At 64.5% G+C, this 15,320-nt stretch carries 6 protein-coding genes; 3 read left to right on the forward strand and 3 right to left on the reverse strand.

Features of this window, described 5'->3' with window-relative positions; translation table 11 throughout:
- Positions 1-5 precede the first annotated feature (5 nt).
- The 3 genes from AB4Z44_RS05375 to AB4Z44_RS05385 are packed head-to-tail and all read right to left on the reverse strand — an operon-like array spanning position 6 to position 5,816.
- Entirely contained in the window at positions 6-740 is a 735-nt protein-coding gene (locus AB4Z44_RS05375; RefSeq protein ID WP_404713040.1) for a hypothetical protein, read from the reverse strand.
- On the reverse strand, positions 727-2,751 hold the full coding sequence (locus AB4Z44_RS05380) for a CHASE2 domain-containing protein (RefSeq protein ID WP_404713041.1): 2,025 nt from the start codon (positions 2,749-2,751) through the stop codon (positions 727-729). Before AB4Z44_RS05380 ends, AB4Z44_RS05375 begins: the two co-directional genes overlap by 14 nt.
- Positions 2,751-5,816 carry a CHAT domain-containing protein gene (locus AB4Z44_RS05385; protein ID WP_404713042.1) on the reverse strand — a complete coding sequence of 1,022 codons (3,066 nt, stop codon included), beginning with the start codon at positions 5,814-5,816 and terminating at the stop codon, positions 2,751-2,753. Before AB4Z44_RS05385 ends, AB4Z44_RS05380 begins: the two co-directional genes overlap by 1 nt.
- 108 nt (positions 5,817-5,924) lie before the next feature.
- Here AB4Z44_RS05385 and AB4Z44_RS05390 point away from each other — a divergent pair, with 108 nt between their 5' ends.
- From AB4Z44_RS05390 to AB4Z44_RS05400, 3 genes are all read left to right on the forward strand, one after another.
- A complete protein-coding gene (locus tag AB4Z44_RS05390) occupies positions 5,925-6,680 on the forward strand; it encodes a prepilin peptidase (protein WP_404713043.1) in 756 nt (251 codons plus the stop codon).
- 60 nt (positions 6,681-6,740) lie between these two features.
- Positions 6,741-7,241 (forward strand): DUF3237 domain-containing protein, encoded by a 501-nt coding sequence (locus AB4Z44_RS05395; RefSeq protein WP_404713044.1) that lies wholly within the window; start codon positions 6,741-6,743, stop codon positions 7,239-7,241.
- Between the two features lie 508 nt (positions 7,242-7,749).
- Positions 7,750-15,312, forward strand: a complete 7,563-nt coding sequence (locus tag AB4Z44_RS05400; protein ID WP_404713045.1) for an Ig-like domain-containing protein — start codon at positions 7,750-7,752, stop codon at positions 15,310-15,312.
- Positions 15,313-15,320: the final 8 nt, after the last annotated feature.

The following is a 15,320-nucleotide window of genomic DNA, read 5'->3' on the forward strand; positions in this document are numbered from 1 at the left end:
TCGCACTATTGGCCGGCGGCGTCGGCGGCGTTTGTCGTCGTCACAAGCAGGTCGAGCTGGGCGGTGCAGCCATGCTTGATCAGCACCTGCGCCATGTCCTGCAACTGCTCGGGCGGCGTGCCGACCAGGCTGATCTTGATCGCCGCCGGTGCGCCCGCGATCCGATATTGCGCACCCTCGGTCAGCGGTAGCGTCTGCGGCCAGGGTTGGATCGCCTGAGCGGCCCCCCAATCGATCGTGGCGGGGGTCCCTGCGGTCGGCGCGACGGACACGCTGGCAGGCTTGTCGGGGTTGGGACGCCAGATCATCGCCTGCGCGGGATCGGCGATGCAGACAGTCCCGCCGCGGCTCGAATCGATATACCAGATATTGGGCGGTCGCTGATCGGTGCCATCGACGGTGCGCACCGCTCCGATGCGGACCCGCCGGTCGCTCCTCTGATCGACCAAAGCCGCCAGCGCGGTGCCGTTCGAGGCCGCGACCGAGGCGGTGGCAAGCGCCGAGAAATTGCCCGGCCCGCGCAATGTCCGCGTACCCTTGTTGTCCAGCAGGACGACCTCGTCATTGGCTTTCAGGACGAGGTGCGCCGTGTCGGGCAGCATCTTGCCGGGCGGATAGGTCGTTGCCGAGGGGCCCGACGCGCGTACCACCAACGAGGTTGCATCGGCGACCCCACCCAAGGCCGCTGCCGCCGCGGCGCCGAGCCCCAGCAAACGTACCGAACATCTAATCAAGCGCAAAGCAACCTCCCCGGCCGGCCGTTTCTACACGTTTCACCAAATGGGCGAGCGCGGCATCCGCCGGACGCTCGGCCGCGAACATCTGGAGGGCCGACAATGCAGACCTATCGCCCTCGTCGAATCGCCGCAACAATTCCACGAGCGTATCGATTTCGGCTCGTGGCATATTTGGTACGGGCTCGAATATCTCGAGCGGCATAGCGCGGCCGCGCACGGATACCCTGCCCATCGGACGGAAACAATCAAGGGTCGTGCGATCGACCACTTCGCGGCTGGCAAGCAGAGCCGTCTTGAGTTGCTTGTTCGCGCTTTCGAGCCGCGATGCCGTGTTCATGCTGTCGCCAAGCGCGGTATATTGGATGCGCCCCTCGCCGCCAAAATTGCCGACGACCGCCTCGCCGCGATGGACGCCGACGCGCGTGCGGCCGACTGGCGGGATGCCGGGGCGTTCCGCCGCACGAAAATCCTCGCCGGCGCGATACATCGCGATCGCGGCCTTCACGGCCCGATCGGCATCGTCGGGCCGGGCGATTGGCGCGCCCCAGAAGGCGATCACCGCATCGCCCACGAACTTGTCGAGCGTGCCGCCATGGGCGAGCACGACGTCGCTCATGATGTCGAGATAGGCGTTGAGCATCGAGGCGACCTGCTCGGGCTCGATCTGGTGCGAGAGGTGGGTGAAGCCTTCGAGATCGGTGAAGACGACGATGATCTCGCGCTTCTCGCCGTGGAGCGAAAGCCGGTCGGGATCGCGCAAGATCTCGGTCGCGATATCGGGTGGCAGATACTTGCCGAGCGCCGATTGCGCGAAGCGCTTCTGTTCGGATCCGAGCGCGCGCGCAGTCGATCCGGCGGCGATGAAGGCGAGCGTCCAGCCGCCGATCCAGCCGAACATCGGCAGGTGCTGGGTATCGAAGCCGCTACGCTGGAGCAGCAACGGCAGCGCAATCAGCACGACCAGGGATGCGGCAATGACGAACGCCGCGCGCCATGCCGACAGTTCCGCCATCGCGGCCAGCGTCGCGCCGGCGACGACGGCGATCGCTGCGAGCCACATCGACCATCCGGGAATAGTCCGGGGCAATCGGTGGTCGAGCAATTGCGCCAGCATGTTGGCATGGATTTCGAGGCCGGGTGTGGTTCCCGACGAGCCCTTGTCGCTGATCCGCGTGGCGGGCGTGTCGAACTGGTCGATGTCCGAAATGTCGCCGCCGATCAGAATATAGCGGCCCTGGATCTTGTCTTTCAGGAAGTTCGCCGTGACCGGATTGGCGAACAGCTCGATCGACAGTTTCGCGAAGACCGATCGGTCCTTGAACTTGGGTTTGCGATACAGCAGGCTGCCCGAATAATCGGCGAAATCCTTCGCCTGCGGCACCAATGCGTTGGAAAGCAATGGCGGCAGACCCGCTGGGCGGCTCGGCCAGCTGCGCATCACGCCGTCCGAATCCGCTTCGATGCGGACGCTTGCGGGCGTGACATTGCCGGGTTTGAGGCTGGCGAGAAAGTGGCGCATGAACGCCTCCTGCCAGGGCTGGACGTAGGTGCTGTTGGTGGCGTTCGCCGCGAAACCCAGCTTCACCGGCGTCTTCATGTGCCGAAAGGCGTCGATCAGGATCGGATCCTCGGGCTGGGCCTGATCGATCAGCATATCGATTGCGATGCCTTTCGCGCCCATCGCATCGATATTGGTCAGCGCGTTGGCCAGCAGCTTGCGATCGAGCGGTGAAATGTGGCCGGTCTGCTCCAGCGTCTGATCGGTATAGACGACCATGACGATGCGATCGTCTTCCACCACTCGAGGCGCGGTGATCAGCAAGCGCACGTCATAGAGTGCGCGCTCGGCATCGATCCCCAACGGCAGCGACCACGAATAGCGCGCGAACAGCAAGGCGATCAGCAGCAAGGCCGCCGTCGCCGCCAGCCGCCCGGCACCGACGCGCCGCACCGTCCGCGCGAGATCGCGCGAATGGCGCTGCAGCGGCGATGCCGTAAGCGCGACGCTCGCCATCAGTTCCGGGCCACCAGCGGCCGGCTGCCGTCACCGACCAACGCGAAAGCCGACCAGTAATAAGGGTGCGACGTATCGGGCTGGTCCATCAGCCTGAGTTCGGCCTGGCGCAGCGCATCGGCGATCGGGGTGCCGGCGGGGGCTTCGAACAGCGCGGTGATCAGTCGCTCGGTCGCGTGATAATCGTCGGGCGCAACCCAGTGGGTCGCCAGCACCGAACGACTGCCCGCCCCGACGAACGCGCGCACCAGCCCGTCGAGCGCCCGGCCGCCGCCCGAGGTGACGCCTGCCTCGCGGGTCGCCGCGACCGACGCGCTGCCCGCCGTGTCGCAGGCGGACAGGATGACGATGTCGGCATCGAGCTTCAGATCGTAGATCTCGGAGAAGCTCAGCAGCCCGTCCGATCCGCTCTTGCCCCACGAGGTGAGCAAAGCGGGGCGGGCCGGGCAACCGGCGCGCGGGGCGGCGACCAGGCCATGCGTGGCGAAGTGGATGATGCGGTAACGCGACAGATCACGGCGCTCGCGGATGGCGGTGTCGGTGAAGTCGGCGCCGAGAATCAGGCTGCCCGGCGAGGCGCCGATCACCTTGGCGGCGGTCACCAGTTCGCTCGGCGCGATCGGGTGGTTCCATGCATCGAACGGCCACGAACAATCGAGCGTGCCAGCCGGTGCGGGCGGTACCGTCAGCTGGCGGATCGCGGGCACCGGCGCGTTCCGGCCGAGGCCTAGATAGGGCAGGGGGGCGGCCGAAGCGGCGGTCTTGCGCACATCCTCGAACGAGCGGGCCGAGACCGACGTGCTGATGTCGGCGCTGCGTCCAAGCCAGGCGACCCCGGTCAGATCGAACGCATTGCCCTTGGGATCGGCGATGCGTGCGAGATAGGCATCGACGCCGCGCTGTTCGGTGATGAGCAAATTGGCGGGCAGCCGCAGCATGGCGCCATCGGGTTCGAAGATCAGATTGCGGATGCGGGGCAACGCCGCTTCCTCGGGGCCCGCCAGCGCGAGGTAGAGGTTGCGCGCGGCATCGGCGTCGAAGGGATGCGTTTCCTGATGTCCGTCGACGGTCATCGTGATGCTGTTGCGGATCCGATCGACCGCCTGGCCGAGCGCGTCGGCGTTGAGCGGCACTTGCCACACCGACGCTCGGGTCGGTGTGGCCAGGAAGGCGAACGTTTCACCGCCCGCCGAGACCAGCTTCCAATAGCCCTCGTCGGGCTTCAGCGTCTGCTGCAGTTCGGCGAGCGTCGTGCCCCTTGTCGATACGGCGCGGTAGCGCGGATATTGGGCAAGCCGCGCCTGCACCGCCGCCTGATCGCCCTCGATCTGGGTAAGCGCCTTGCGCGCCTCCTCGGTCCCGGCCACGTCCGCCGGTGTGGGGTTCGCAATCCCGGCCATCCGCCCAAGCTCGACGCGGCGGCGCTCGACTTCGCGCGACAGCGTGACCGATTGGCGGAAGAGCGATGCCGCCTCGTCGGTGCCGCCCGATAATTCGCGTGTCAGGATCGCCTGGGTTTCGGCCAGGCCCGGGCGAACCAGCGTCTGGCTGGCAAGAAAGAAATCGGCGGCCAGAGCGGGCTGCCTCGGCGCCTCGGCGGCAAGCAGGGCCAGATACGGCCGGAGCATCACATCGATGCCGGGCATCGCCGCGCCGTCGGCGGCGAGCTTTGCGACCACGCCGCGATAGAGCGCCAGCGCCTCGGCAGTGCGGCCGGTGCGCGCGAGGAAGGCTGCCAGCCGCGCATTGCCGGCGGTGACCGAGGCCGAACCCGGATATTCGATCGCCAGCATGTCGGTCGCGCGGCGCAGCAGCACTTCGGCGGTCGCCCGGTCGCCACGCACCTCGGCGATCGACGATTGTTCGGCGAGCGCCTGTGAACGCAGCCGCGTGAGCGAGCTCACGTTACCGCCGCGGATCGCCGCGATTTCGACGAACATCTGTTCGAACGCGGCGTTCGCGCCGGCCAGATCGCCGCGCCGGCGCAGGATGCTGCCGCGCAGGCCGGTCGCCTGCGCGTCGAGGATGGCGGCGCGTTCCTGCGGCGTGAGTTGATTGGCAGCCGCGATGCCGAGACTCCGGGCTATCGGGGCTTCGCTGTTCATCGCCGCCGCCACGCCGGGCGGAATGAGCGCGGCGCTGGCGGCATTCCCCTCGATCGGTTTTACCGGGCGATCGAGCAGGGCCGTCGCCTGATCGAGCCGCGCTTGATTGAGATGGTTGATCGCTTCCAGATTGCGGCGCAGCCGGAGCTCGACCGGATCGCTGGTCGGGATGCGGCGCGCTTCGTCGAAAAGGGCATCGGCTTCGCCGAACAGGCCGAGATCCGATTTCTGCAGCGCCTGATTGGCGACATATTCGCCATAATGGCGGTTGGGATCGCCGCTGCCGAGCCGGCGCTGGAGCAATGTATCGAAGAATTCGGCGGCTTCGGCATAATTGCCGCTATTGTTGCGACGATAGCCCTCGGTCAGTGCCTGATCGAGGTCGAGGCTGCCCGCCTGGACGCGCGCGAACGCTGCGGCGTCACCCGCCTCGGTCAGCGCGACCGAGACATCGCCCGGCACGATCCGATCGAGCGCCACCGAACGCAGAGCAAGCCTGAGCGCGGAATCATAGCCCGCCAAACCTTCGGCCGCGAAGACCGTGCGGCCGCGCTGGATGGCATAGTTGCGATAGCGTACGTCCCGGCCCGATCCCTCGCATTCCATCACCGTGACCGCGCCGAGATCGGCTAGGCGCGCTTCCGCAGACGGTATACAATCGAGTTTGTTCCGCCGCAGACCGACAAGTCGTGCCGTCACGTCCGCTATTGCGCCCCGCAATGCATAGATGTGCCCGACCGGGGCGGCGGCATCGCGGCAGGCGAGCGACCAACTCCGATCGAACATCGTCCTGAATGCCGGATCGTTGGAAATGCTTTGCATCTGGCAGAGGCTTGCGCCCCCCGTGCCGACGCGGAAGCTGTCGACGAGCGAAGGCTTGGTCGTCGGCGATGCAGCCTGTGCACCGCCCGCCAGCAGCATCGCGGCCATCGTCACCGTCGGCCGAACCATCGTTCGCATCGCTGTCCCCCGCACACGGCCCGCGCATCGTCTCTTCTCCGCGGCCCCAAGCTGCAATATCCCGCGGATCGCTATGGGTAAACCACGCCGCGCAGGGGATTATACGGGATGACGATCGCCTGGGTTGCAGCAGGGATCGTGCTCGGTGCGCTGGCGGGCAGTTTTGGGGCCACATTGGCTCTCCGCTGGGCGCGCGACAACTCGGTCGTTCATGGTCGGTCGCACTGCGACACGTGCGGGATTCGGGTTCCGGCTCATCGGCTGGTCCCGATCCTGAGCTTCGTCGCGGCGGGCGGTCGATGCGGATCGTGCGGCGGAGCGATCGATCGGCGCCACCTCGCCATGGAATGTGCCTGCGCCCTGATCGGCGGGGTGGCGCTGGCTATTCGGCCCGATGCGGCCGGGCTGGCAGGCGCGCTGTTCGGCTGGATGCTGGCGGTGCTTGCCTTGCTCGATCTCGATCATTTCTGGTTGCCCGATGCGCTGGTCCTTCCGCTGGCGCTGATCGGCGTTGCCGGCGGGGTTGCCGGGCTCGATCCTTCGCTCGCCGACCGGCTGATCGGTGCGGCGAGCGGCTTGCTGGCACTGGGCCTGATCGCCTGGAGCTATCGACGGCTGCGCAAGCGCGTCGGGCTGGGTCAGGGTGATGCGAAGCTCGTCGGCGCGATCGGGGCATGGCTGGGCTGGCGCGCGCTGCCGTGGGTCGTGCTGATCGCGGCGCTGATCGGGCTTGGCTGGTGTGCCTACGCGATCGTCCGCGGACGGCGGTTCGGGCCGACCGATCGATTGCCGCTCGGTACCTTGCTCGCCATGGCGGCCTGGCCATTCTGGCTGTTCGACGCGGCAGCTTCAGGCGGTGGTTGAAAGTCTCCCTCCGCGCTTTCATAGACGTTGCTGAATCAATGAAATCCGGAGGATTGCCCCATGGCCGAGGATTCCGCACTGGCACTTACCCATTGTCACGTGTTCGACATCAGGATCAATTTCGATAAACGCTGGACGTTCGGGCCGATCTCCGGTGGCGACATGCATGGCTATACGTCAATCGGAGAAGGTTCCACGGTTAGCGGACCCCGGCTCAACGGCAAGCTGGTCGATTATAGCGGTGCAGATTGGCCGGTGGTGCGCCCCGACGGCGTGGTCGAACTCAACGCACATTATATGATCGAGGCGGACGACGGCACGCCGATCTACATTCGCAATCTCGGCTATGTGCATGGCCCGATCCGGGCCGCGGGGCAGGGGCCGGACGAGGCGCCGGCGATCGCGCCCTATTTTCGTTGTACGCCCTATTTCCGTGCACCGATCGGCCCGCACGACTGGCTTAACCGGACTGTGATCGTAGGGGTTGGCAAGCGAGTGCCCAAAATCCTGCCCGACGATGCGCCGGATCATTCGCTGTTCCGCTACTACGCGGTGACTTGATATATATTCGCTTCGGCGACTTGTTTGCGACGCAGCGCGTAAAATGCTGCGTCTGCGTAAGGGGGGCGAACGCCCATGCGAGACGGGGCTGTACCCGCGCGTGGATTCGCCGGGCGAATCGGGCCCTCACGTTGCTCTGCCTCCCAAACGGAGGGCCTCATGCGCGGAACTGCTTTACTCCGCCCCCAAGTTGATGGGGTGTGGAAGAAAGTTAAAGTTTTATAAACTATTCCGAAATCGAGGTCTCACCGTGCCCGCGCACGGCATAATCGCCTGAGTAACAGTATTTTACGCCATTTTAGCCCCTCTGCGGCACGGTGGCTGGAAGGCGCATGCAACTTTGATCGGCATATCGGAATGGCCCGAACCGAAATTAACGAAATCTAAGGTTGCGTTGCAGCAATAAGCGATGGTAGCGACAAGCTAGAACACAGGATGCGGAGCGTGTTCAGATCGGCCCCACCCGGGGAAGGTTTGCCGCATCAGGTGACAGTTCCGGGGGTGTAAAATGGCGTCGAAAGCTCGACTTCCACGTAAGCGTTTCTTTAAGCTCAAGGGGAATCAGGTTGAGCTGGCCGTAGGCCTGCTCCTTGTATCGATCCTCGAAGCCAAATCGGCAGATGCGACGGTCGTCCGCGACGGTCTGACAGGCAATGCGGCCCCGGCGCCCGATGTGCCGACGCCTCCTCCGTCTCTCGAGAAGATGCTTGGTGTCGCACCCGACGCCGTCAAGACCATCTCGATCGAAGAGCTCAAGGCGCACCTGACCAGCTCGGTGCTGGCCAGCCTCGGCCTGGACGACAAGATCCTCGATCTGCTCGATCACGATCGCGCTGCGGCAATCCGGGAGCTTGAAGAGGCCTATCGCAAGAAGCTCACGATGCTTGCCGGTGACGGCGGCCATCTTGCTGCTGTCGATGGCGATGCGACCGCGCAGGCGGATGATGCGCAAAGTGGCGGTGACTCGGCGCAGGTCAATGGGGATGACTCGGGGGATCAGGACGCCGGCTTCCTAGGTATAAGTCACGATTTCCTGCCGCTGTTCATCCTAGCGGGGGTTGCAAGTGTCGCGGCAGCGGGTGTTGCCGCAACGAGCGGAGGCGGTCACGGTACTTCAGCGGCGGAGAATAAAGCGCCGGTGGCGACCAGCGACGCCTTCACGACCAACGAAGACACGCCGACGACGTTCGATGTTCGCACCAACGACACCGATGTCGACGGCGATGCGCTGACGGTCACGCAGATCGACGGCACTGCCATCGATGCGACGCATCCGGTGGCGGTTGCCGGGGGAGTGATCAGCCTCGGCGCGGACGGCAAGCTGACCTTTACCCCGGCCGCGAACTATAACGGCACGCCGAGCTTCACCTACACTGTGTCCGATGGCCACGGCGGCACGTCGACCGCTACCGTCAATCTCACGGTCAATCCGGTCAACGATGCGCCGGTGGCGACCAGCGACGCCTTCACGACCAACGAAGACACGCCGACGACGTTCGATGTTCGCACCAACGACACCGATGCCGACGGCGATGCGCTGACGGTCACGCAGATCGACGGCACTGCCATCGATGCGACGCATCCGGTGGCGGTTGCCGGGGGAGTGATCAGCCTCGGCGCGGACGGCAAGCTGACCTTTACCCCGGCCGCGAACTATAACGGCACGCCGAGCTTCACCTACACTGTGTCCGATGGCCACGGCGGCACGTCGACCGCTACCGTCAATCTCACGGTCAATCCGGTCAACGATGCGCCGGTGGCGACCAGCGACGCCTTCACGACCAACGAAGACACGCCGACGACGTTCGATGTTCGCACCAACGACACCGATGCCGACGGCGATGCGCTGACGGTCACGCAGATCGACGGCACTGCCATCGATGCGACGCATCCGGTGGCGGTTGCCGGGGGAGTGATCAGCCTCGGCGCGGACGGCAAGCTGACCTTTACCCCGGCCGCGAACTATAACGGTACGCCGAGCTTCACCTACACTGTGTCCGATGGCCACGGCGGCACGTCGACCGCTACCGTCAATCTCACGGTCAATCCGGTCAACGATGCGCCGGTGGCGACCAGCGACGCCTTCACGACCAACGAAGATACGCCGACGACGTTCGATGTTCGCACCAACGACACCGATGCCGACGGCGATGCGCTGACGGTCACGCAGATCGACGGCACTGCCATCGATGCGACGCATCCGGTGGCGGTTGCCGGGGGAGTGATCAGCCTCGGCGCGGACGGCAAGCTGACCTTTACCCCGGCCGCGAACTATAACGGTACGCCGAGCTTCACCTACACTGTGTCCGATGGCCACGGCGGCACGTCGACCGCTACCGTCAATCTCACGGTCAATCCGGTCAACGATGCGCCGGTGGCGACCAGCGACGCCTTCACGACCAACGAAGATACGCCGACGACGTTCGATGTTCGCACCAACGACACCGATGCCGACGGCGATGCGCTGACGGTCACGCAGATCGACGGCACTGCCATCGATGCGACGCATCCGGTGGCGGTTGCCGGGGGAGTGATCAGCCTCGGCGCGGACGGCAAGCTGACCTTTACCCCGGCCGCGAACTATAACGGTACGCCGAGCTTCACCTACACTGTGTCCGATGGCCACGGCGGCACGTCGACCGCTACCGTCAATCTCACGGTCAATCCGGTCAACGATGCGCCGGTGGCGACCAGCGACGCCTTCACGACCAACGAAGATACGCCGACGACGTTCGATGTTCGCACCAACGACACCGATGTCGACGGCGATGCGCTGACGGTCACGCAGATCGACGGCACTGCCATCGATGCGACGCATCCGGTGGCGGTTGCCGGGGGAGTGATCAGCCTCGGCGCGGACGGCAAGCTGACCTTTACCCCGGCCGCGAACTATAACGGCACGCCGAGCTTCACCTACACTGTGTCCGATGGCCACGGCGGCACGTCGACCGCTACCGTCAATCTCACGGTCAATCCGGTCAACGATGCGCCGGTGGCGACCAGCGACGCCTTCACGACCAACGAAGACACGCCGACGACGTTCGATGTTCGCACCAACGACACCGATGTCGACGGCGATGCGCTGACGGTCACGCAGATCGACGGCACTGCCATCGATGCGACGCATCCGGTGGCGGTTGCCGGGGGAGTGATCAGCCTCGGCGCGGACGGCAAGCTGACCTTTACCCCGGCCGCGAACTATAACGGCACGCCGAGCTTCACCTACACTGTGTCCGATGGCCACGGCGGCACGTCGACCGCTACCGTCAATCTCACGGTCAATCCGGTCAACGATGCGCCGGTGGCGACCAGCGACGCCTTCACGACCAACGAAGATACGCCGACGACGTTCGATGTTCGCACCAACGACACCGATGCCGACGGCGATGCGCTGACGGTCACGCAGATCGACGGCACTGCCATCGATGCGACGCATCCGGTGGCGGTTGCCGGGGGAGTGATCAGCCTCGGCGCGGACGGCAAGCTGACCTTTACCCCGGCCGCGAACTATAACGGTACGCCGAGCTTCACCTACACTGTGTCCGATGGCCACGGCGGCACGTCGACCGCTACCGTCAATCTCACGGTCAATCCGGTCAACGATGCGCCGGTGGCGACCAGCGACGCCTTCACGACCAACGAAGATACGCCGACGACGTTCGATGTTCGCACCAACGACACCGATGTCGACGGCGATGCGCTGACGGTCACGCAGATCGACGGCACTGCCATCGATGCGACGCATCCGGTGGCGGTTGCCGGGGGAGTGATCAGCCTCGGCGCGGACGGCAAGCTGACCTTTACCCCGGCCGCGAACTATAACGGTACGCCGAGCTTCACCTACACTGTGTCCGATGGCCACGGCGGCACGTCGACCGCTACCGTCAATCTCACGGTCAATCCGGTCAACGATGCGCCGGTGGCGACCAGCGACGCCTTCACGACCAACGAAGATACGCCGACGACGTTCGATGTTCGCACCAACGACACCGATGTCGACGGCGATGCGCTGACGGTCACGCAGATCGACGGCACTGCCATCGATGCGACGCATCCGGTGGCGGTTGCCGGGGGAGTGATCAGCCTCGGCGCGGACGGCAAGCTGACCTTTACCCCGGCCGCGAACTATAACGGCACGCCGAGCTTCACCTACACTGTGTCCGATGGCCACGGCGGCACAGCCACCGGCACCGTAAACCTGAACGTGACTGCAGTTAACGACGCGCCGGTGAATACGGTTCCGGGCAGTCTGTCGGCGAATGCCGGCTCGGTTTTGGCAGTCAGTGGGCTAGAGATTTCCGACGTTGACGGCGGCAGTGGTTATACCACCACCCTGAAGGTCGGTAGCGGCATTCTTTCGATCATCGGCACCGTCACCGGCGGCGCGGCCGTCGTTGGAATCGGCAGCGATACTCTGGTGCTGACGGGAACGATCGATCAGATCAACGCCACGCTCAAGGCGATCGGCTACACCAGCGACGCAGGTTTTGTCGGCAGCACGACGCTGACGGTTACGACCAGCGACGGCACGTTGACCGATACGGACACGTCGACGCTGACGGTCTCGACCGTTGTGAGCGGCGTCGTAGCTGACGGTTACATCGCCGGGGCCAAGGTCTTCATCGACGCCAACGGGAACGGGAAGTTCGACGCGGGCGAGCCGACGGCGACAACCGATGCGAACGGCCGGTTTGCCTTCACCAGCGACAAGCCAGGCAACATCCTGGTCATCGGTGGTACCAACACCGATACCAATCTGCCCAACACGCTCGTTCTGAGCGCGCCGATGGGCTCGACCGTCATCAGTCCGCTGACAACGTTGATCGTTGGCCTGATGACGAGCGGTCTGTCGCTTGCCCAGGCAAATGCGGCTTTGGCGAGTTCGCTCGGCCTGTCGCACTCGGTCGACTTCACGCATTTCGACTTCCTGGCGCCGAGCGATGACGCCGACTTCTCACTGGCGGTGCAGAAGCTCGCGGTCGAAGTGTCGACCATCATGATCCTTGCCGGCGCTGCCGCCGGTGCGAATGCCGGCAGTGCGGAAGCGTCGGTACTGGCGAATATCGTTGCGGCGATCAACGGTGGCGGTCACGTCGATCTGACCGATCTCACGACGATCCACAATCTCCTGGCAGGTTCTGGCCTGACCGACAGCCAGATCAATTCGATCACGGCGCAGGCTTCGGCGATCAACACATCGATCGATGCGGCGGCGAGCAGCGACGATATTGCCCACACGGTTGTCGAAACGTCCCCAGGGCATTCGGCGCCGACGGTGGACGGCGTGCTTCCGGTTACCCAGGCCACCCTCGGCGACGTGGTGGCGCATATCGGCGACTATACGGCGCTGGGGATCACCACGCTCGACGCTATCGATAATAACATCTCGTTGACCGACGCGCAGGCCGATGCGCTTGTCCACGCCGGCATTCACTTCGTCGATAGCGACATCGTCACGGTCGGTAATGAAGGCACGCATCTTTCGACCTCGCTGAAGGGGCTAGAGAGCCTGCATGTCGATACGGTGATGATCACCGGCGCTGCTCTGACGATCGAGGCCGGCTCGGGGCTCGATGGCATCAGCGCTGCGGGTCTCCCGCAGTTTGTCCACCCGGCCGGTACAACGGTATCGGTGACGCTCGATGTCACGGCCGGCACGGTCAGTCCTTCGCTTGATCTTACCGATCTCGCGAAGACCCTGCATAGCGACGGTATCGATCACATCGGCGTGACCGGTGGCGAGTTGATCCTGAGCGATGATCAGGCGCACCAGCTGGTTGCGGGTGGCCTCGACATCGTGGCGTCGGCTGATGTCGGGCTGACGGCCACCGCGGACGAGGTCCACGCGCTTGCGCTGGATCCGACCTTCCTGGCTAAGGCCAGTGTCGATCACATCGATGTCACCGGCGACAATATCACGCTCTCCGACAGCGAAGCGCATGCGCTGGTGACGGCGGGTGTCGATTTCGTTCCCGAGGACAACGTCCAGGTCAATGCCGAGGGCACGCATCTCTCGACCTCGCTGAAGGGTCTCGAGAGTCTTCACGTCGACACGGTGATGATCACCGGTGCAGCGCTAACGATCGAGGCCGGCTCTGGCCTCGATGGCGTCAGCGCTGCAGGTCTTCCGCAGTTCGTCCACCCGGCCGGCACGTCGGTAACGCTCGATGTCACGGCAGGCACGGTCAATTCTTCGCTCGATTTTACGGATCTCGCGAAATCTCTGCATAATGGCGGCATCGATCATATCGGCGTGACCGGCGGTGAGCTGGTCCTGACCGACGATCAGGCTCATCAATTGGTTGCGGGTGGCCTCGACATCCTTCCGGCGGCCGATGTGGGCCTGACGGCAAGCGTGGATGAGGTCCACGCGCTTGCGCTGGATCCGACCTTCCTGGATAAGGCCAGTGTCGATCACATCGATGTCACCGGCGACAATATCACGCTCTCCGACAGCGAAGCGCATGCGCTGGTCGCGGCGGGTGTCGATTTCGTGCCGGCGGACGACGTACGGGTCAATGCCGACGGCACGCATCTTTCGACCTCGCTGAAGGGCCTTGCCGATCTCCATGTCGACACGGTGATGATCACCGGCGCTTCGCATGCGGTGATCATTGATGCGGGTGCGTCGCTGGCGGCGCTTTCGACCGAGACGCTGCCGCACTTCGCTGCTTCGGGCGGGATCAACCCGGACGTGACGCTGAACATTGCCGGCGGCACGATCGACGCGACCACCGACGTAGCCTCCATCGCGCACACGCTGAGCGGTCTGGGTGTCGATCATATCGGCGTCAGCGGCACCGATGGTCTCACGCTCACCGCCGATCAGGCGATGGCATTCCATGATGCGGGACTGAACTTCGCCTCGGCGGCCGATATCACGCTCGATCTGACGGCGGATCAGCTGGCCAGCCTGGTGATTTCCGATCCGACGGCGGCTCACGATTTCGGCGTCGATCACCTCAACGTGGCTGGTGCGGTATCCCTGAGCGATCACGATGCCAGCGCGCTGGTCGCGGCCGGTATCGACTTCGTCGCCAGCGACGATGTCCATGTCCACGCTGCCGGAACGCATATGAGCAGCTCGCTCAGCGATCTCCAGGCGCTCCATGTCGACTCGATCTCGGTCGATGCGGGGATTACCGATCTCCATATCTCCGGCGGCGACCTGTCGCTGGTCACCGCGGCCAGCCTGCCGCAGTTCGATGTCGATCAGAGCGACACGTCGCTGAACGTCACGCTTCATGTGGATCGGACCCAGCTGTGGGATCTGGATCGCCTCGGCACTTCGCTGCGTGATGCGGGTATCGATCACTTCGGTGTCGATCAGCCGCTCGATACCTATGATGCGGCGACGCAGGCGTACATGACGCAGATCACGCACGATACCGGCATCAGCTTCGTCTATGATCCGCAGCCGGGTAACCCGATCGCTTATTCGGGCTTCGGCCAGGATGCGGTGCACGCACTCGGCGTTGACGCATCGTCGACTGGGCTTGATGACGGACTGGTACAGTCGATCGTGACGGCCTTCCAGGAACTGGAAGACCATGGTCACGGCGGCCAGGTGATCGTGCAGGACGACGTTATCCCGGCACTGGCCGAATCGGGTGCTCTGCGGGCCTATACTGCCGATACTCTGGTGGTGGATGGTCAGCATTCGGGCGATCTGCTGCTCACGACGCTCCAGGACATCGCCCAGCTTGGCGTCGACCATGTCGTGGTAAGCGATACGGGCGGCCCGGCCTATGTCGACATCGGCAGCTTGAGCGGCTTTAGCGGCGACGAGTTGACCCAGGTCAAGAGCCTGTTCACAGAGTTGAGCTCCAACGTCACCGGCACCAAGATTTTCGAAGGCAGTTCGAAGGTCGCGCTGGTGGTCGACGAGAGCGTCGCGCACGCGCTGTCGCAGGTCGATGGCAGCATGGAGAAGCTGGCCTCGCTGGGCTTCACCGAAGTCGACGTGCTGATGAATGCGGGTTCGACTACGCCGCCGATTACGAGTACCGCGGTCGAGGTGAAGCTGATTGGTCAGGATGATGATCTCTACAAGCACCTTCACCACGACTAATTTCCTGG

This window comes from Sphingomonas sp. MMS24-J13 (genome assembly GCF_044905095.1).
Lineage (GTDB): Bacteria > Pseudomonadota > Alphaproteobacteria > Sphingomonadales > Sphingomonadaceae > Sphingomonas_I.

Excerpts from the sequence above, each read along its gene's own strand:
- AB4Z44_RS05380 (WP_404713041.1), bottom strand. The coding sequence starts at position 2,751 with ATGGCGAGCGTCGCGCTTACGGCATCGCCGCTGCAGCGCCATTCGCGC.
- AB4Z44_RS05400 (WP_404713045.1), top strand. The coding sequence starts at position 7,750 with ATGGCGTCGAAAGCTCGACTTCCACGTAAGCGTTTCTTTAAGCTCAAG.
- AB4Z44_RS05390 (WP_404713043.1), top strand. The coding sequence starts at position 5,925 with ATGACGATCGCCTGGGTTGCAGCAGGGATCGTGCTCGGTGCGCTGGCG.
- AB4Z44_RS05385 (WP_404713042.1), bottom strand. The coding sequence starts at position 5,816 with ATGCGAACGATGGTTCGGCCGACGGTGACGATGGCCGCGATGCTGCTG.
- AB4Z44_RS05395 (WP_404713044.1), top strand. The coding sequence starts at position 6,741 with ATGGCCGAGGATTCCGCACTGGCACTTACCCATTGTCACGTGTTCGAC.